Here is an 18,693-nt window from a genome sequence, read left to right as displayed (position 1 = left end):
AGATTGGCGCTCAAGCAGAACCAGGCCGCGTTGAAAGAGAGGATGTACATCTGTACTGCGCCCCTAAATTTGCACCACCTCACCGGTCAGTTTAGTCAGGGCTCCCACCCCCTTTCAACAGGCTGTCCACAAAAGCTTCAGGCGTCAGGTACCCCAAGGCCGAGTGCGGACGCTTGCGGTTGTACACCTCAAAGACGAACGCCTCCACCGACGCCCGCGCCACGGCTTACGCCGAAAGAAGCCTCTCCTCCAGAGTCCGGTACTCCCGCAGGTCCACCCACTCCTCCTTGACGGTCCGGATCAGCCGCTCCGCGTGCCCGTTCTCCCAGGGCCTCCCCGTCCCCGCGTAGCTCAGCCTCACCCCTAGCCCCAAAAGCCGCTCCACATAGGCCCTGGAGGTGTACTGCACCCCCCGGTCCGAATGGTGCACCTCGGGGCATCCCTCCCTAAGGGCCATCTCCAGCGCCGCAAGAGCAAGCCCCTGGGACAGCCTCGGCCCCAGGGCCACCCCCAGGATCTTGCGGGTGTGGAGGTCCATCACCACCGCCAGGTAGGCCACCCCCTCCCCCAGGAGCACGTAGCTCAGGTCCGCCCCCCACACCTGGTGGAAGCCGGTCACCTCAAGCCCCAGCAGAAGGTTGGGCACCCCCTCCGGGAGAAGCTCTTCCGGGAGAGTGGTCCTGGGCTTGAGGGGCTTCCGGGTAAGGAGCAGGCCTTCCCTCCGCATCAGGGAGCGCACCCGCTTCTCCCCCACCCCGAAGCCCTCCCCCCGCAAGAGAGCGGCGAGGCGCCGGTATCCATACCGGGGCCAGGCCCCCGCCAGCTCCCGCAAGCGGCCTCGGAGGACCGCCTCCTCGGGATTGGGACCCTTAGGCCGGTAGTAGAGGGTGCTCCGGGGCACCCCAAGGGCCCGGCCCAGCAGGCGGAGGGGGTAGGCCCCAGCTCCCGCCTTTCCTTTGCCGGTAGAGTCCCGAGGCTTTTTTTAGGACCTCCAGCTCCAGGGCCATCTGGCCGACCAAGCGTTCCAGTTCGCGGACGCGGGCCTCTTGTTCTGCGCAGCTATGGGAGAAGGCGGCATGGGCGTTATCCAAGAATTCCCGTTGCCACCTGTAGAGCACGGACTCTGCGACCTCGTGAGCTCGGCAGGCTTCGGCCACGGTCCTTTGACCCGACAAGACCTCCAACACAATTTTTACCTTTTCCTTCGCTGACCACCTGCGCATCTCGCTACCCCTTCAGGCTACACCCCTCGGTCTCTCTCTTGGGGTGGTCCAAATTTGGGGCAGCACTTCAGGCGGTGCTTCGGGACCTCTTGTCCGTGGTGCGGGCTTCCGACCGGAGCGAGGCCTTGAGGGCGCTGGAGGCCTTCAAGGGGCGCTGGGCGGATAAGTACCCTCAGGTGATGGCCGGTTGGGTGCAGCACTCTGCGGCGCTCTAAGCTTCTTTGAGTACCCGAAGGCTTTGCAGCCGGTGATCAAGAGCACCAACCTGCTTGAGCGGATGATCAAGGAGGTGAAGAGGGCCACCAAAACGCGGGACAACACCTTTCCCACGCCCGATGCCGTGCTCAAGGTGATCTACTTTGTGGCCGAGGGCTACGAGGCGCGGTTTCAGGGGAGAAAGCTCCGGGGCTTTCAGCAGGCAGAGGATGAGCTCCGTGCTATCTTTGATCTCAGGTACCCCCGTGCTTAGGTGGGGGCGTACAACAAAATTCGGGACACTACCTCAGGAACCATCGCTTGCGTCTTCTCGAAGAGGAGGAAGAACGTTTCAGGGAAGAACTCGAGCGCAGGGCCCAGATCTTGCCGGCACTTCAACCAATACTGGTACTTCGTGTTGAAGTGGGCAAAAAAGGGTTTGAGAGGAATAAAAAATGCAGTTCATAGCCAACGGTCCTGACATACCTGAAGCCCTGTTGGATGCGCATGAGGAAGGGCGTGTCGTGTTCTTTTGTGGTGCTGGCGTCTCTTATCCAGCAGGCTTGCCTGGGTTCAAAGGACTGGTGGATAAGATTTATCACTTCGTGGGGACTACTCGAACCCACCTAGAAGACGAGACGTATCAACGCGGGCAATATGATGCCACGTTGGATTTGCTGGAGCGACGGTTGCCAGGCCAGCGCTTGGCGATGCGGCGGGTGTTGCACGATATTCTAAAACCAAAACTGCGCCGTAAAGGCGCTACCTATACCCATGAAGCCTTGTTACAACTAGCTAAGGACCGCGGAAACGCACTACGTTTAGTGACTACCAATTTTGATCTTATCTTTGAACATGTTGCTCGACGCAGGACGAACAAGCTGTCATTAAACGCCTTTGTTGCGCCTATGCTGCCGATCCCGAAAAGGAGCCGATGGAATGGACTTGTGTATCTACATGGGCGGCTGCCAACAGACAGGAATGACGAGGCTGCACTGAATCAGTTGGTGCTGACTAGCGGCGATTTCGGCCTGGCCTACCTCACCGAACGCTGGGCGGCGCGCTTCGTCAGCGAACTGTTCCGAAACTATATCGTTTGCTTTGTCGGCTACAGCATTAATGACCCGGTAATGCGCTACATGATGGATGCCCTGGCTGCCGACCGGATGTTGGGCGAAATGCTCCCCCAAGCTTATGCCTTCGGCGATTGTCCACCCGGTCAGGAAAGGGCCAAAACCATTGAGTGGGAGGCGAAAGGCGTCACGCCGATCCTCTACGACCCGGCAAACGGACACGCTGCATTGCAACGCACCCTCAAAGCCTGGGCTGACACCTATCGTGACGGAGTTCTTGGGAAGGAGCGCATCGTCGTGAATCATGCCCTTGCACGCCCATCGGCCAGTACCCAACAAGACGATTTCGTAGGCCGAATGTTGTGGGCGCTGTCAGATCCATCAGGCCTACCAGCCAAGCGCTTCGCGGAGTTCGATCCCGTCCCCTCACTAGATTGGCTAAAAGCCTTCTCGGATGATCGCTATCGGCACGCGGACCTCGCCCGTTTCGGTGTGCTGTCGCGCGCGGATGCCGACAACAAGCTTGCATTCAGTCTGATCCACCGCCCTGCCCCTTACACCCATGCGCCGTGGATGTCGCTGCTATCTACAATCACCACGGGCAGCAGCTGGGACGATGTGATGTTCCAGTTGGCCCGCTGGCTTACACGTCACCTGAATGACCCCGCCTTGATTCTTTGGGTAGCGCAGCACGGTGGTCAATTGCACGACCGCTGGCATTGGCTGATCGAGGACGAGCTGGGGCGCCTGGCGCGTCTGGAGAGAGAAGGCAAGACGGCCGAGCTGGATGCAATCCGCGCCAACGCGCCCAATGCTATCCCGAGACCGCTAATGCGTATCCTGTGGCGCCTACTGCTGACCGGTCGTATCAAGTCGCTGAGCAAAGACCTGGGTTTGTACCGCTGGAAGGATCGGTTTAGGCGCGATGGTCTGACCGCCACGCTGCGCCTGGAGCTGCGTGACCTGCTGGCACCCAAGGTCATGCTGCGCAAACCCTTCCGCTGGGGTGACGAGGATCGAGACGAAGCCGCCGCACCGCAGCGCTTGAGACAACTGGTCGATTGGGAGCTGGTCCTCGCCGTCGATAATGCCTATTCCTCGCTGCGTAATCTGTTGGAAACCGACCACTGGAGCCGCGCGTTGCCTATGTTGCTCGACGATTTTCAGCAGTTGCTGCGCGACGCGCTGGACTTGCTGCGCGAGCTGGGCGAGGCCGGCGACCGCAGCGACCGCTCCTTCTTGTACCTCCCATCGATCAGCCCACATTGGCAGAACCGGGGTTTCCCCGATTGGGTGACGTTGATCGAACTCGTCCGCGATGCCTGGCTGTCTGTACGCAGCACCGATCCAGCGCGTGCACGCCGGGTTGCGCAGGATTGGTTCGCCCTTCCCTATCCAACTTTCAAACGCCTGGCCCTGTTCGCAGCGAGCCAAGACGGCTGCATCGCGCCCGAACAGTGGGTGGATTGGTTGACAATTGATGACGCGTGGTGGCTGTGGTCGGTGGAAACGCGGCGCGAGACCATGCGTTTGCTGGTGCTACAGGGCACCTCACTCACACCGGAGGCCAGAACAAAACTGGAGGCCGCTATCCTAACCGGCCCGCCTCGCCATATGTTCCGCGATGATCTCAAACCGGATGAGTGGCAGTCTCTTGTGGAGCATTCAGTTTGGCTTCGCTTGGCCAAACTGAATCAAGGTGGATGCCAACTGGGAGATGCCGCACTCACAAGATTCAATGAACTGACGGAGGCTCATCCTGAATGGAAGCTGTCGAAACACGAACGGGAGGAGTTTTCACACTGGATGAGCGGAACCGGTGATCCAGATTTTGAGGAAAGCCGGCAAGTAGACATCGCTCCACGCAAGCGAAAGGAACTAGTCGAATGGCTCAAGCACTCACCACCGCCACAAAGACCATTCCGTGAGGATACGTGGCGCGAGACGTGCAAAAAACACTTCGCCAACGCTGGTGCAGCTTTGGGTGACCTCGCACAAGAAGGTATTTGGCCGATCGACCGGTGGAATGATGTTTTTTACGCATGGGCTGAATCGGGCCGCCTTGCTAAACGCACATGGCGTTGCGTCGCGCCTCTTGTGCAGGCCATGCCCGAAGACAAGCTTGAGAAGCTAGCGCACGCTCTGACATGGTGGCTCAGAAAGGTATCCGAAACAATCGATTCGAACGAAGACATCTTTATAGATCTGTGCCGCCGTATTTTGGCACTATCATATGAACCGGAAGGAGGTAATGGAGATCCTGTAACTCGCGCCATCAATCACCCTGTCGGGCATGTCACAGAGGCACTGCTGAATATCTGGTTTAATCGGAAACCGAGTGACAATGATGGCTTGCCGGACGACATCAAGTCGCTCTTCACCCAGCTTTGTGATACCCAGAAAGAGCAGTTCCGCCATGGTCGTGTGTTGCTGGCGTCGCGCCTGATCGCGTTATTCCGCGTTGACAGATCTTGGACGGAAACCCATCTCCTACCACTGTTCGACTGGACACGCGATCCCATCGAAGCCAAGGTGGTATGGCAAGGGTTCTTGTGGTCCCCACGGCTGTACCAACCGCTGTTGATCGCCATCAAAGAACCGTTTCTTGCCACGGCCAGTCACTACGCGGAACTCGGCGAATTCGCTCGACAATACGCGGCGTTTCTGGCTTACGCTGCATTGAATCCCCTGGATAGCTATACGGCACAAGATTTTCGAACGGCGATAGGAGCACTGCCGCAAGAAGGACTGAATGAAGTTGCGCGAGCCCTCGTACAAGCTTTAGAGGCAGCGGGAGAACTGCAAGAAGAGTATTGGAGGAATCGGATACAGTCTTTCTGGCATGATATATGGCCTAAGTCTCGTAGTCTGGCTTCGAATAGTATTGCAGAGTCACTTGCACTCCTAACCATAGCTGCACGAGGGGAGTTCCCCTCTGCGCTGTCCGCTGTAATTGACTGGATTAGTCCAGTCGAACATCCCCATTTCGTTGTACACCGGCTGCATGAATCCGCCCTGGTAAAACAATTTCCGAAGGACGCTCTGCGCTTGCTGGATACTGTAATCGACAACCAGCCGTGGCCCCCTAGGGAACTCGGGGCATGCTTGAATGCCATTTCGCAAGCCTCGCCGGAACTGCTCCAAGATCCCCGGTACCAACGGTTAGCAGAATACGCCAGGCGGCAGGGTGTCATGAAGTGAGGAGAGAAGAATGGGTACTTGGCGCGACCAAATTCTGAGTGAGTTCACACCCCAGGTCGCCCGGCTTACCCTGGTCGCCGATCCGGATGGCCTTCTCCTTGAAGAAGGTCTCCTTGCAGGGATCCGGGAACGGGGCTTTGAGCTGATCCCGTTCGAGGATCCTATTGTCTTTCGTTATGCCTACGAATCCAAGTTCCGCTCCCGCTGGGACCGTGGCGAGGAAACCGATCTGGTGGTGGTGCTAAGATCGGCCTCACACGATCTCGATGCCTTGCCTTACGACCTGCTGCAGGCTGGCCGCAAGCTCTCGTTCTCCTTAAGCGATCTCTTCCCGAATCTCAGCTATCCGGTGGTCGCAGCGCTGGACCGAGGCTATTTGGACGCCCTTTACGAAGCGCAGATGAGGCACGCGCCGGGGCAGCTCGGTGACAACGCGACGAAGGAGTTCGTCCTTCGTCATGTGTTCGAGATCGCGCCGGAACTCATCAAAGAGCCTAAGGACCTGCTCCGGGTCTTGCTGCGCCGCCATTACCGGAACATGAGCATTCCGGCCATCCTCGATGAGCATTTCCTCAAGATTCTTCGTCACAAAGCTCTGTTCGAGGATTGGCCTCTGGAAGCCATCATCCCCAACGCGCAAGCATTCTTTGCGTTCCTGCAGGAGCGCTGGCCGGTGTTCCTGGATTCGCTCGCAATGCCGAAGGACGACGCTGTCCAAGAGGACGCGGCGAACTACGGCTTTGCGTTTCCAGGACCGAGGCTTTTGCCTTTCGACCACCCCGATGTTCGCATTTACCTCGACAACCTTTTCCTCGAGGGCCTGCTCCAGCCGGTTGCTCACGAGCAATCACATGCGCTCGCCAAGACCTGGGTGGCTTACGGCATCAAAGTCTCCCCCGGGGAGCACCGTCGCCGCCGCATGGTGGGGCTGCTGGATGCCATCGAGAAGACGATCCCCACGGTGGAAGCGCGTCATGGGGAGTGGCTCCATTTCGCCTACCGGTGGGCGGAGCTCGTCGCCTTGGCGCTGGAGCCGGACACCACCCTGCCCGAAGAATACCAGGAGCGCTTTCAGACACTGAGATCCCGAATCGATTCTGCACTCACCGGTTGGGTGGTGAAGCGCTACGCGAGCCTGATCACCCTTCCGCCCGTGCCACCGGTGATGGTGCATCACATCCCTCGGTTCCTCGCCCGAAGCCTTGCCGATGAGCCGGGCTCGAAGATCGCTTTTTTGCTGGTGGACGGTCTCGCCCTGGATCAATGGATCGCCTTGCGCGACGTGCTCCGGGAGCAGGATTCGACGCTGCGTTTCCGTGAGAACGCCATTTTTGCTTGGATTCCCACCATCACCTCGGTTTCCCGGCAGGCCGCCTTTGCCGGCAAGCCGCCGATCTACTTCCCAACGAGTATCCATACCACAGACAAGGAGCCGGCCCTTTGGACGCAGTTCTGGGTCGATCAGGGGCTCAACGCAAACGAGGTGGCTTACGCCAAGGGGCTGGGCGATGGGGACCTCAGCGAGCTCTCCGAGCGCCTCTCCCAGCCCAAGCTACGTGTCGTCGGACTGATCATCGACAAGGTCGACCGGATCATGCACGGCATGGAGCTGGGTGCGGCGGGGATGCACAACCAGGTTCGGCAATGGGCCAGGCAGGGTTTCATGCGGGACCTTCTCGGCCTGCTTCAGACCCAAGGTTTTCAGGTCTACCTTGCCTCGGACCACGGCAACATCGAGGCAAGCGGCATAGGGAAGCCACTTGAGGGTGCTGTTGCCGACTTGCGCGGCGAGCGCGTGCGGGTCTACTCCGATCCCAGGCTCAGGGCTCAAATCAAGGCGCGATTCCCGGAGTCCTTGGAGTGGCCCCCGGTGGGGCTGCCGGCGGACTACCTCGCCCTCATCGCGCCGCCCGGGGCGGCATTCGTACCGAAGGGTAAAACCCTCGTCGGTCATGGAGGCATTAGTGTCGAGGAGTTGCTCGTCCCCCTTGTCCAGATCGATAGGAGGGACCGATGAACAGTCGCCTGACCCAGATCGGTTTCAGCCAGCGGGTCCGTCTTGAATGGCTGGAGAGAACGGCCAACCTGGTGCTTGCCGGAAACGACGAGGCGTCCATCGAGGGCGCCCTCCAAGAGCTGCTCGAAGACAAGCTGTCTGTCGGCGGGAATGCCAAACGCGGCAATCGGGAGAAGGTGATCACCATCCTGATGAATATCTGGGTTCGCCCCCCGCGCAACCTCCATCCCCTTCAGCAGGAAGGTCTCGAGCTGCTCTCACTCCTGCCCCGTGAAGACCATATCGCGGTCCACTGGGGTATGGCGATGGCGGTTTATCCCTTCTGGGGAAATGTTGCGGCCCATGTGGGACGACTGCTCAGGCTCCAGGGAACGGCCGCAGCCAGCCAGGTACAGCGCCGTGTGCGGGAGCAATATGGGGAACGCGACACGGTATCCAGAGCGACACGACGGGTGCTGCGGAGCTTCGTCGATTGGGGGGTTCTGAAGGAAACATCGGAAAAAGGCATCTATACCGCTGGGCTTTCACCCGCCATCGCTCAGGTGGAGGTCATCGCTTGGTTGGCCGAGGCCTTCTTGCACGCTTATCGGGGCAGTTCGACCGCTCTGAGAACGGTCCTCGATTCCCCGACCCTATTCCCGTTCCGTCTCAGCCCAATATCCGCAGATCACCTGGTTGCGGTCTCCGGGCGGCTCGATGTGCTGCGACACGGCCTTGACCAGGACTTGATCATGCTCCGCACGGAAAGCCTGCCAGCGGCGAAGGGAGGTGGATCATGACACCTTACAGCGCCCTCAGGTCGCAATGCCCTGCTCAGGGGCTTGAAGACCGAAACAGAAAGAGGCGCGGGCAAAGACGGACTGCTTCGAGCCCCCCGCCGCCCAAGGCCTTCACCCTAGCCCCTCGCCGGAGGGGCCTTATCTTTCGTTTTACGCGGTCGGCGGTCTCGAGCCCGTCCCGGACGTTGTTCCTACACGGAATGTGTCCAGGGACAGACCGGAGGGCCGGCCCGCCGCTAGCGGGCCACCAGGAGCCTCGCCTGCGCCTCCACCCGCCTCTCCCCCTGGCGGGCGAAGGCGGGGAGGGGAAGCCCGAGGACGGGCCCCAGGTCCACCGCCTGCCCCGCCCAGGCCTCCTCCAGGCGGAAGCGTCCCCGGAAGGCCCCGCCTTCTTTGGCCAGGGGCAAAGCCCGCCCGCCGGGGAGGAGGAGGAAGGCCTCCTCGGCGGGGAAGAGGGCCTCCAAAGACACCTCCACCTCCTCCCCCCAGGCGGCCCTGGGCGGCTGGAAGCGGAGGCTGAGGAGGGGCTTCGTGGGGTCCACGGAGAGGAGGTAGGCCCGCTTTCCCCCCTCCCCCTCCACCTCCAGGACCAGGGGTCCTCGCGCCTCCCAGGGGACCTGGAAGGGGAAAGGCCCCGCCCTTCCCTCCACCCACATTCCGCACCTCTTTCAGGTGAGCAGGTAATATCGCTCCACCCCCAGAAGCCGCACCACCACCTCATGGTGCGGGGATAGGTTGAGCACCAAGACCCTGCCCTCAAGCACCACCAGGCGGACCCACATGAAGTACTGGAACCGACATTCCGCACCCCTCCCCCCTGGCCTTAGGATTTTGGGATGGAAAGCACACCTGCGCTCCAGGTGTACGACCTGGGCCACCTGAGCCTGGTGGCCAGTATCCTGGATCAGATAGAACTGGTACAGACCGTAGACCAGTTCGTGGGCCCAAGGCCGGGCGAAAAGGTCTCCACTGGCATGGCCCTGAAGGCGGCGGTGCTGAATGCCCTGGGCTTCGTCACCTCCCCCCTCTACCTGTTCAGCCACTTTTTCCAAGGAAAACCCACCGAACTTCTTTTAGGACCGGGAGTCACCCCCGAGTTCCTCAACGACGACCGCATGGGTCGGAGGCCGGGGTCACGGAGGTCTTCAAGGTAGCCCCTGGGGATTGCCCAGGCGGCCCGAAAGGCCTTCCCCTTTCCCGTGCGGGCTTTGCACGTGGACACCACCAGCTTCCATGTCCACGGGGTGTACGGGAGCGGGGAAGAAGGCCAGACGGCCGATGCGGGGGATGAAGCCCTGGCCATCCGCCTCACCCACGGCTATTCCCGCGATCACCGCCCTGACCTGCGGCAGTGGGGGATGAACCTGATCTGCGCCGATACCGGGGGGATTCCCCTGCTCTATGCTCCTGGGGATGGGAACCCGTCGGATCAGGAGGCTTTGGTTCCCCTGCTGGCCCGCTACCGCCAGAGCCTGGAACTGGGGGAGGGGGTGGTGCTGGACGGAGCCAGCTACAGCCAGGAGAACCTGGGGGCCCTGCAGGGGTTCTCCTGGGTCATGCGGGCGCCGGCCACCCTCAAGGAGGCCCGGGCCCTGCTACACAAGGAGTTGTCCCAGGAGGCCTGGAGGCCCCTGCTGCCCGGCTACCGGGGGCTGGAGGTGGAGAGCGAGTACGGGGGTGTGCGGCAGCGCTGGCTGTTGGTGGAGAGCCAGGAGCGGGCCCGGCTGACGGCTCGAACCTTTGCCTGTGAGGCCGACACCCGGCTGCCCCTGCACCGGCTGGTCTACCTGGGGGTACAGGAGGAACGCCAATGGGAGCGGGTAGGCCGGCCGCGCAAGGGGGAGCATGGACGCCGCCGAGTACAAGCACGTCGTCCTCGGATTGATCTTCCTCAAGTACATCTCCGACGCCTTCGAGGAGCAGCAAGCGAAGCTCGAGGCCGAAATCGCGCAAGGCGCCAACCCCGAGGACCCCGACGAGTACCGCGCGGCGAACGTCTTCTGGCTCCCGCCCGAAGCCCGCTGGTCGAACCTGCAGAAGAACGCCCGCCAGCCCACGATTGGTCAACTGGTGGACGGGGCCATGGCCGCCATCGAGCGGGACAACCCCGCGCTCCGGGGCGTGCTGCCCAAGGACTACGCCCGCCCCGCCCTCGACAAGCAGCGCCTGGGCCAGCTCATCGACCTCATTAGCAACATCCGGGTGGGCGACGCGGAGGCCCGCGCCAAGGACGTGCTCGGCCGGGTCTACGAGTACTTCCTCTCGCAGTTCGCCAGCGCCGAGGGCAAGAAGGGCGGCGAGTTCTACACCCCGCGCTGCGTGGTCAAGCTGCTGGTGGAGATGCTCGAGCCCTACCGCGGGCGGGTCTACGACCCCTGCTGCGGCTCGTCGGGCATGTTCGTGCAGTCGGTGGAGTTCATCCGCGCGCACGCCAGCGGGAACGGCAACGGCGGCAGGGCAAAGGCCGACATCTCGATCTACGGCCAGGAGTCGAACTACACCACCTGGCGGCTGGCCAAGATGAACCTGGCCATCCGCGGCATCGACGGCCAGATCGCGCACGGCGACACCTTCCACAACGACCGCTTCCCCGACCTCAAGGCCGACTTCATCCTGGCCAATCCGCCCTTCAATGTCAGCGACTGGGGCGGCGAGCGGCTGCGCGAGGACCCGCGCTGGAAGTACGGCGTGCCGCCGGTGGGCAACGCCAACTTCGCCTGGGTGCAGCACATCGTCCATCACCTCGCCCCCACCGGCGTGGCCGGCTTCGTGCTGGCCAACGGCTCGATGTCCTCCAACCAGTCCGGCGAGGGCGAGATCCGCAAGAACCTCATCGAGGCCGACCTGGTGGACTGCATGGTAGCCCTGCCGGACAAGCTCTTCAAAAAAGGGCATGAGGCTCCACAAAGCGGTACCGGTGCGCCCCCACCGCCAAGGGCCGCTTCCGCCGCCGGTACACCGGCGGCGGTGCTCGTCGTAAGCCAGAAGCCTCACCCTCCGCGGACCTCGGCATCGGCCCGTCGGTGCCGGGGACGGAGAACCTGATACCGCCGGTCCTTCAGGGCCCCGGGGCCTTTCTGGTTGTAGCCCCGCACGGTCTCCTGCACCCGGCAGGGAGAGTTCAGGGCGATCTTGGCGGTGAGGCCCCGCTGGGCGTGGTAGATGGCCGGGAAGCGGAAGCCCTCTTGACCCTCCGCCGGAGTTATCGGCTGCGGTCATAGCCGAAGGATACAGCAGGAAAGGGTATTAACCCCACGCCGTGGCGCAACGCAGAACGGGGGGGCGTTATTTCAGCCTCAGGGGAAGGCCCGCGACCATCAGGTACACCGCGCCGGCCTCGCGGGCTAGGCGGGCGTTGGCAAAGCCCAAGAGGTCGCGGTAGCGCCGGGCCAAAGGGTTCTCGGGGACGATGCCCAGGCCCACCTCGTTGGTCACTACCAAGAGGCGCTTACCCGTGTCCCGCCAGGCCTCCAGCAGCGCCTCGAGGTGGGGGATGAGGGCTTCTAGCCTCTCCACCGGGTCCGGCTGGCGCAAGAGCAGGTTGGAGACCCACAAGGCGAGGCAGTCCAAGAGCACCACCTCGTGGCGGGCCTGGCGTAGGGCAGCGCTCACGTTCAAGGGCTCCTCGAGGGTCTGCCACTCCCGCGGGCGCTGGGCTCGGTGCGCCGCGATGCGCTCGTTCATCTCCGCATCGAGGGCCTGGGCGGTGGCGATGAAGCTCACCCCATCGCCGCCCAGCCTCTGGGCCTCTTCCTGGGCGAAGGCGCTCTTGCCCGAGCGCGCCCCGCCCGTGACCAGGATGAGCCTAGCCTCCGCTGGTGCGGGGACTTCGTCAACCGCTGGCGCGGGGACTCCGTCAACCATCCGAACCCTCCTCGCCCCGCACAAACCGCACCCTACGCCCCGTCCAATCGAGCCTCACCACCGCACAGGGCGGCAGGAAGCGGTCCCGGTCGAAATCCCGCAGCACCAACCGTAACACGCCACCATGGGTGAAGGCCAGGTGCCGCCCCGGGGGAAGCCCCGCGAGGAAGCCGTACACCCTCGAGCGTAGCTCCGCCGTGGACTCGCCTCCTGGGGCCTCAAACCCCTCGAAAGCGAGCAGGGCGGCCTTATAGGATTCGGCCAGCTCGGCCCACTTCCGGCCCTCGAGCCGGCCGAAGTCCAGCTCGCGCAGCGCCCAAAGCCGCCGCCCGGGCTCGCCATAGGCCAGCCGGGCGGTCTGGACGGCCCGGGAGAGGTCCGAGGATACCACGCTGTCGAAGGGCTCGGCGGCGAGCAGGGGGAACAGGGCCCTGGCCTGGGCCTCGCCCCGCGCGCTCAGGGCCACGTCGCTCCAGCCGGTGAGCCGGCCCTCGGCGTTCCAGAGGGTCTCGCCGTGGCGCACCAGCCAGATTTCCACGCTCATAGGCCCCCCTCCGAAACCAGCCTATCCAACACGCCGGGCTCCAGGTGGGCCTCGAGGAAGTCGGCCAGGCGCTCGAAGACCTCCTCGAGCCTAGGGGCTCGACCTCCGAAAAGGCGCTCCTGCACGCTCCTATTCTCGAACAGGCCGTGAAGGTAGACGGCCAGCAGGTTGCCCTGGGTATAGACCAGGCCGCCCTCACCCGTCCGCCCGTGCCGGAGCTCGTAACCTTCGACCTCGAGGCCCGACAGCCCCGACCAGAAGCCCTCGAGGCGGGGAAGGCGCAGGGTGGTGTGGCGCTGGACCTTCTCCCGCACCCACACCGTCTCGTAGGGAAAAAGCCCCAGCCCCCGCACCGAGCCCCCGCCCTCCAGGCCCTCCGGATCGTGCAGGGCTCGGCCCAGCATCTGCAGGCCGCCGCAGATGCCCAGGATCGGGCAGCCCGCGCGGTGGTGGGCCTGGATGGCCTCCTCCAAGCCCTCTGCGCGCAGCCACTCGAGGTCGGCTCGGGTGTGCTTGGAGCCCGGCAGCACCAAGAGATCGGCCCCCCGGTGCGCGGAGCGTGCTCTGTCGTCCCCGGTCAGTTCCCGCGCGCTTTTGACCCACAACAGCCGCACCCCCTCGAGGTGCTTCAGGGGCTCGAACTCGTCGAGGTTGGAGGCGCGGGGGTAGGCCAGCACCGCCACCGTGAAGCCCTCGCCCCGTGGCCTCGCGTCGAACACCCCGTCCTCCTCGGGCAGGCCGTGACCGCTCCAGAAGGGCAGCACCCCCAGGGTCCTCACCCCGGTGAGCTCGAACAGCCGCTGGGGCCCGGGAGGGAGCAGGCTCGGGTCGCCCCGGAACTTGTTGAGCACGAACCCGGCCAGCAAAGCCCGCTCCTCGGGCTCCAGCAGGGCATAGGTCCCGTAGAGGTGGGCAAAGGCGCCGCCCCGGTCGATGTCGGCCACCAGCAGGACCCGCGCCCCGGCCTCCTGGGCCACCCGCATGTTCACGAGGTCCGGCTTGAGGTTGATCTCCGCCGGGCTGCCCGCCCCCTCGAGGACGACCAGGTCGAAGTCCCGAAGCAGCGAGTGCAGGGCCTCGCGCACCACCGGCCACAGCCTTTCCTTGCGCTCGGTCCAGGAGAGCCTCGAGAGGGCCGGGTCGGGCCGACCCAACAGCACCACCTGGCTTTTAGTGTCGGCCTCCGGCTTGACGAGCACGGGGTTCATGCGCACTTCCGGCTCCACCCGCGCGGCCAGGGCCTGGAAGTACTGGGCGCTGCCCATCTCGCCCCCCTTTACCACCCGGGCGTGGTTGCTCATGTTCTGGGCCTTGAAGGGCGCGACCCTGAGGCCCCTTCGGGCATAAGCGCGGCACAAAGCGGTGACCAAAAAGCTCTTGCCCGCCCCGCTGGTGCAGCCTTGGACCATGAGGGCCTTAGCCATCGAGCACCTCCCGCAAGCCTTCGAGCAGCGCCTGCCGGGCCTCGGGGGCCTGGGCGGAGAGCCTGAGCCACTCGGGCAGCCCGAAGGAAGTGCAGTCGCGCACCCGCACGCCCCGCAGGCGCAGGGCCCGCGCCACAGCGGTGGCCTGCCCCACCCGCACCATGAGGAAGTTGGCCGCCCCCTCGCGCACCTCCAGGCCCAGCGCCCGCAAACCCTCGGCCAGCTCAGCCCGCCAGCGCCACAGAGTCTGGCGGGTGGCCTCGAGCCAGCCCTGCGAGGCCGGCTGTATCGCCGCCCGCAAGAAGGCCTCGCCGTGCACCGAGAGCACCCAGGAGGGCGCGAGGTTGCGGAAGTGGGCAAGGTCGTGGGGAGCCAGCAGGTAGGCCGCCCGCACCCCGGTCAGGCCGTGGGCCTTGTTGGGGCTGTACAGCCGCCAGGTCCCCTCGGGCAGCGGGGGCGGGTCCTGGGTGAGGGCGTGATAGGCCAGGTCCAGCACCAAGGCCACCTTCCCCCGCTCAGCCCGGCGGGCGGCCTCCTCGAGGAAGGAGTAGACCTCCCCGGTGGGGTTGTTGGGCACGCACAGGAAGGCCAGGGTGGCCCGGGGCAAGAGCTCGAGGAACTCCCGCGGGCTTTGGGCCTGCAACAGCGGCAGCTCGGCGGGCTGGGCCGCGCGGGCGTACTCGGAGAAGGTGGGGGGCAGGATGAGCATGGGGCCCCTGAGCCAGCGCCAACGGACCAGGCGGTGGATCAGCTCGCTGCTCCCCGAGCCCACCGCCACCTGTCCCTCCCCTACCCCGTGATGGGCAGCCAGCTCGGCGTGCAGGCGGGTGTAGAGCGGGTCGGGGTAGCGGCTGGGGTCGGCGGCGCGGATGGCCTCCAGGGCAAAGGGGTCGGGGCCCAGGGCGTTGGCGTTGGTGGAGAAGTCGTAGCGGGGCTCGGGGCCGCCGTCGGGGCCGCCGTGGATGGGCCGGAGCACGTCGTCGATCACGGTATCCCTCCCAGGTTACGCCCCAGCTCGAGCAGCGCTGTGGCCCCTACCCCAATCCAGCCGGCTCGAGCCACCCAGGCCAGGCCTGCGCCGAAATCCTCCGCCGTGGGGCGGCGGCCCCTGGGGTTGAGCAGGTACACGCCGGGCTTGCCCAGCCGCACCCCCAGCCCTAGCGCCAAGGCCGCCATGGGCCAGCCGGCGTTGGGCGAGGGGGTCTGGCGGGCCTGCTCCCGCAGGGCCGCCAGGCTAAAGGCAGGGCGGCATAACCACAAGATCAGGGCGGTGAGGCGGGCGGGCAGCCAGCTCAGCAGGTCGTCGGCGCGGGCCGCGAACTTGCCCGCCCACTCCCACGCACCCCGGTAACCCCACATGGCGTCGGCGGTGTTGGCGAAGCGGTAGAGCGCCGCCCCCGGCAGGCCCAACAAGGCGAACCAGAACAGGGGGGCCACCAGCGAATCCGAGAGGTTCTCGCTCAGCGACTCCAGCGCCCCCTCGCGCACCTCGGCCTCGTCGAGCCCCCGGGTGTCCCGGCTCACGATGCGGCTCAAGCGCCGCCGCCCCGCCTCCAGGCCCTCCCCCAGGGCCTCCTCGACGCGCCGGACCTCCTCCAGCAGCATGCGGAAGGCGAAGAGCGGCTTGAGCAGCAGGGCGCCCAGAAGGGCCCCGGCCCAAAAGGGCAGCGGGGCGATCAGGCGCTCGAGGCCCCCGTAGGCCAGGACCACCAAGGAGGCCCCCAGCAGCCACCCCAAAGCCCCCAGGACGAAGGCCGCACGGGGAGGTTGCCCCGGGAGCCCCCGCCCCGCCCAGCGCAGGTAGTGGCCCATCCAGACCACGGGGTGCAGCCCGGCGGGCGGTTCGCCGAAGCGCCAGTCCAGCAGCATCGCCAACAGCACGCTCACGCACCCTCCAAAGCCGCCGACAGGGCCCTGTCCACCGCCCGCCCCAAAGCCCGCCCCGCCGGGGTCACCGCCCCGCAATAGTTCTGCCGGGGCCCCACCAGCAGGGCCACGCTCACGGTGTCGGTGCTGGTGCCGGTGGCAGGGTGGCCCTCCCGCGTGCTGCGCCCCCGCAGGCTGCGGGCCTTGACCTCGCTCACGATCTGCACCGCCTCCACCAGGGCCGCCTCGCGCAGGTCGGCGTGGAGCACCGCCAGCACGTTGATGGTCCCCGGAAGGGCCGGGGCCAGGGGGGAAAGCCCCGGCGCGGCGAGGTTGCCCAGCCCCGCGGTGAGCCAGACCTGGACCCGCACCCCCTGCTCTTCCGCCTCGGCGTAGGCGTGGGCGGCCACGTCCACCGCGGTCAGGTGGGCCACACAGGCCCCAGGGGGAAGGCCCAGCCCTTCCAGCTCGGCCCGGACCGAGGCCTCCACGTCCTTAGGGCAGAAGTCTCTGGGTACGCTGCGGTTCACCAGGTAGCGGCTGTAGCTGAGGCCGCCCCGGAAGGGAGCGCTCGAGAGCACCCGCCGCAGGGCGCCCAGGTCCACGATCAGGGCCTTAGGACGCAGGGTCGTTTTCGGCCACATATCCGCCCCCCCCTAGTGCTCGATCCCCCGCTGGGCCGGAACCCCGGCGTCGAAGGCGTGCTTGAGCTTCCTGACCTCGCTCACCGTGTCGGCGAGCGCGATCAGGGGCTCCGGAGCGCCCCGCCCGGTGAGGACTACTGTGAGGTTTTTAGGCCGCCGGCGCAGCGCCTCCAGGACCTCCTCGAGCGGGATCCAGCCGTAGCGGATGGGGTAGGTGATCTCGTCGAGCACCACCAAGAAGTACCCTCCCCCCAGCATGGCCTCCCTGGCCCGCTGCCAGCCCGCGTAGGCCAGGGCCGCCGAGCGCTCGAGGTCCTTCGAGGTCCAGCTAAAGCCGTCCCCCAGCCCCTCGATCTCCACCCCCAGCCGGGCGAGCGCCCGGTGCTCGCCGAAGGCCGCCCCGGCGTGCTTCATGAACTGGAAGACGCGCGCGGCGTACCCGCGCCCCACCGCCCGCAGCACCAACCCCAGCGCAGCGGTGGTCTTGCCCTTGCCGTCGCCGGTGTACACGACCACCAGGCCCCGCCGCTCCCCGGTGGGCTTGCGGTAGGGTTTTTCGGTCTTGACCGTTTCGCACGCCTGCCCCATTGATCCGTCCTCGCTCGAGGCCCCAGGCCCACCCTCGCGCCAAGGCCAGGGCATGAACGGTGCCCCTGCGGGAGCAGGGGCATCCAAAGCGGCAGTTCCCCGAGTGCTCCCCCTTCAGGCGAGAGGTGCTCCCAGATCGGGTTGGGAGACGCCCTGGCAGGTATTCGGACTCGAGGCGGCGACCCGCCCTCACCGTTGCGCGACAGTACCGGAATACGCAGCCCGCTGCTTCACCGGTTTCCCCACTTTAAGCTGCAACTACGCGCCGCAGCACCAGGGCTTTGGGCCGGGTTATCCTGCCCTAACGGGCTCAGGGGCCACACTACATCGCCGGCATCCCCTTGACAAGCCCCAGGCTGTCTCTGCGGGCGACCCACCCCACCTATCGCCTGCGCTAGCCGCTATCCATCGCTTATCCCTGCAAGAGCCGGCGGATGGCCTCGAGGTGACGTTCAAGCTCCTTCCGTCGCTCGAGGGGGAGGGCCTCGAGGTCCAGCCTGGCGAGTCTGGCCGCTACCTCCTTGTGCCAAGACCCCGGGGAGGCCCCCCGCTTCAGGGCCTCCCGTACCCGAGCCTTGAGGTCCCTCAGGGAAAGCCCGCTCTTGGCTTCCTCCAGCAGTTCCTTCCGCTTTGCCTCCTCCCTGAGCTTCTTAAGCTCTAGGGCAGCGGTGTAGGAAATGCTCCCCTCCTCGAGCGCCTCCCGTAGGTCCCCGGGCAGGTTTAACAACGGGAGGCGATTTTGCACGAAGCTCTCCCAGGTAAGGCGGCCTAGCGCCTGGAAAGTCTCCTCGACCACCCGGGCTTCCGAGTTACCCATAACGTTATGGGTAACTCTCCCTTTAGCCTCATTCCGCATCCGATGCAGCAGCCCTATCACCTCTTCCCTACCCTTGTTCAGGCGCATTTCGAGCAGGGAGAGAATGCCCAGGGTTTCCTCATAGGGGTTGAGGTCTTCCCGTTGCAGGTTCTCGACGAGGGCCACCTTGCTCGCCGTGGCCTCATCCACCTCCAGGATCACCACCGGCACCTCGCTGAGCCCCACCATCTGGGCCGCTCGGTAGCGGCGCTCTCCGGCGATGATGGCGTACCCGTCTTTGGTTGGGCGCACCAAGAGCGGCTGGAGAACTCCCTGTTCCTTGATGGAGGCCGCCAGCTCCTCCAGCCCCTCGAAACGGCGGCGGGGCTGGGGAGTGGGGGAGAGGGCGCTAAGGGGCAGGGTGCTCTCTACGGAAAGCGGGGTTTCCAGCAAGCCCTGGGCTTGCTGGAACATCCTGT

General features: G+C 65.0%; 13 protein-coding genes, 3 pseudogenes and 1 riboswitch. Of the genes and pseudogenes, 6 read left to right on the top strand and 10 right to left on the bottom strand.

Features of this window, described 5'->3' with window-relative positions; genetic code table 11:
* Positions 1–91: 91 nt before the first annotated feature.
* Positions 92–1,223: pseudogene (locus DNA98_RS15855) on the bottom strand (IS3 family transposase).
* Positions 1,224–1,294: 71 nt separating this feature from the next.
* Here DNA98_RS15855 and DNA98_RS15850 point away from each other — a divergent pair.
* The 4 genes and pseudogenes from DNA98_RS15850 to DNA98_RS15835 all read left to right on the top strand — a co-directional run.
* Positions 1,295–1,692 (top strand): annotated as a pseudogene (locus DNA98_RS15850) (transposase); the annotation flags it as partial.
* 181 nt (positions 1,693–1,873) lie between these two features.
* Positions 1,874–5,692, top strand: a complete 3,819-nt coding sequence (gene dsr1 / locus DNA98_RS15845; protein WP_110532368.1) for an anti-phage defense-associated sirtuin Dsr1 — start codon at positions 1,874–1,876, stop codon at positions 5,690–5,692.
* A 10-nt stretch (positions 5,693–5,702) separates the two neighbouring features.
* Positions 5,703–7,709, top strand: a complete 2,007-nt coding sequence (pglZ, locus tag DNA98_RS15840; RefSeq protein ID WP_110532367.1) for a BREX-3 system phosphatase PglZ — start codon at positions 5,703–5,705, stop codon at positions 7,707–7,709.
* Complete coding sequence (locus tag DNA98_RS15835; protein WP_110532366.1) at positions 7,706–8,488, top strand: hypothetical protein; 783 nt, start codon at positions 7,706–7,708, stop codon at positions 8,486–8,488. Before pglZ ends, DNA98_RS15835 begins: the two co-directional genes overlap by 4 nt.
* A gap of 236 nt (positions 8,489–8,724) precedes the next feature.
* Here the strand turns inward: DNA98_RS15835 and DNA98_RS15830 are convergent, their stop codons facing one another.
* On the bottom strand, positions 8,725–9,144 hold the full coding sequence (locus DNA98_RS15830) for a hypothetical protein (RefSeq protein WP_110532365.1): 420 nt from the start codon (positions 9,142–9,144) through the stop codon (positions 8,725–8,727).
* Positions 9,145–9,324: 180 nt separating this feature from the next.
* On the opposite strand from DNA98_RS15830, the pseudogene DNA98_RS15820 reads away from it, so the two are divergent.
* Both DNA98_RS15820 and DNA98_RS15815 read left to right on the top strand, forming a co-directional pair.
* Positions 9,325–10,404, top strand: a pseudogene (locus tag DNA98_RS15820) (IS1634 family transposase); the annotation flags it as partial.
* Positions 10,334–11,533 (top strand): class I SAM-dependent DNA methyltransferase, encoded by a 1,200-nt coding sequence (locus DNA98_RS15815; RefSeq protein WP_233493256.1) that lies wholly within the window; start codon positions 10,334–10,336, stop codon positions 11,531–11,533. The pseudogene DNA98_RS15820 and the gene DNA98_RS15815, both read left to right, overlap by 71 nt.
* Positions 11,534–11,773: 240 nt before the next feature.
* Here DNA98_RS15815 and cobU read toward each other — a convergent pair whose 3' ends face one another.
* From cobU to DNA98_RS15775, 8 genes are all read right to left on the bottom strand, one after another.
* Positions 11,774–12,352, bottom strand: a complete 579-nt coding sequence (gene cobU / locus DNA98_RS15810) for a bifunctional adenosylcobinamide kinase/adenosylcobinamide-phosphate guanylyltransferase (protein WP_110532363.1) — start codon at positions 12,350–12,352, stop codon at positions 11,774–11,776.
* Positions 12,345–12,896, bottom strand: a complete 552-nt coding sequence (locus DNA98_RS15805; protein ID WP_110532362.1) for a histidine phosphatase family protein — start codon at positions 12,894–12,896, stop codon at positions 12,345–12,347. The genes cobU and DNA98_RS15805 overlap by 8 nt, the downstream gene beginning before the upstream one ends.
* Positions 12,893–14,320: a cobyric acid synthase gene (locus DNA98_RS15800; RefSeq protein WP_110532361.1), complete on the bottom strand. Its 1,428-nt coding sequence runs from the start codon at positions 14,318–14,320 to the stop codon at positions 12,893–12,895. The genes DNA98_RS15805 and DNA98_RS15800 overlap by 4 nt, the downstream gene beginning before the upstream one ends.
* Positions 14,313–15,308, bottom strand: coding sequence for a histidinol-phosphate transaminase (locus tag DNA98_RS15795; protein ID WP_110532360.1), 996 nt, complete (start codon positions 15,306–15,308; stop codon positions 14,313–14,315). Before DNA98_RS15795 ends, DNA98_RS15800 begins: the two co-directional genes overlap by 8 nt.
* The gene (cbiB, locus tag DNA98_RS15790; protein WP_199489408.1) at positions 15,305–16,207 is read right to left on the bottom strand and encodes an adenosylcobinamide-phosphate synthase CbiB; all 903 of its coding nucleotides are present in this window, start codon (positions 16,205–16,207) and stop codon (positions 15,305–15,307) included. The genes DNA98_RS15795 and cbiB overlap by 4 nt, the downstream gene beginning before the upstream one ends.
* Positions 16,204–16,830, bottom strand: a complete 627-nt coding sequence (locus DNA98_RS15785) for an adenosylcobinamide amidohydrolase (RefSeq protein ID WP_110532359.1) — start codon at positions 16,828–16,830, stop codon at positions 16,204–16,206. The genes cbiB and DNA98_RS15785 overlap by 4 nt, the downstream gene beginning before the upstream one ends.
* 12 nt (positions 16,831–16,842) lie before the next feature.
* The gene (gene cobO / locus DNA98_RS15780; protein ID WP_110532358.1) at positions 16,843–17,418 is read right to left on the bottom strand and encodes a cob(I)yrinic acid a,c-diamide adenosyltransferase; all 576 of its coding nucleotides are present in this window, start codon (positions 17,416–17,418) and stop codon (positions 16,843–16,845) included.
* 137 nt (positions 17,419–17,555) lie between these two features.
* A riboswitch (cobalamin riboswitch) is annotated at positions 17,556–17,711 on the bottom strand.
* 119 nt (positions 17,712–17,830) lie between these two features.
* Positions 17,831–18,688: a ParB/RepB/Spo0J family partition protein gene (locus tag DNA98_RS15775; protein WP_254431560.1), complete on the bottom strand. Its 858-nt coding sequence runs from the start codon at positions 18,686–18,688 to the stop codon at positions 17,831–17,833.
* Positions 18,689–18,693: the final 5 nt, after the last annotated feature.

This window comes from Meiothermus sp. Pnk-1, from assembly GCF_003226535.1.
In the GTDB taxonomy this organism is placed as follows: Bacteria; Deinococcota; Deinococci; order Deinococcales; family Thermaceae; genus Allomeiothermus.
The sequence above is the reverse complement of the archived record's forward strand: the minus strand, read 5'-3'. Positions and strand labels throughout refer to the sequence as shown.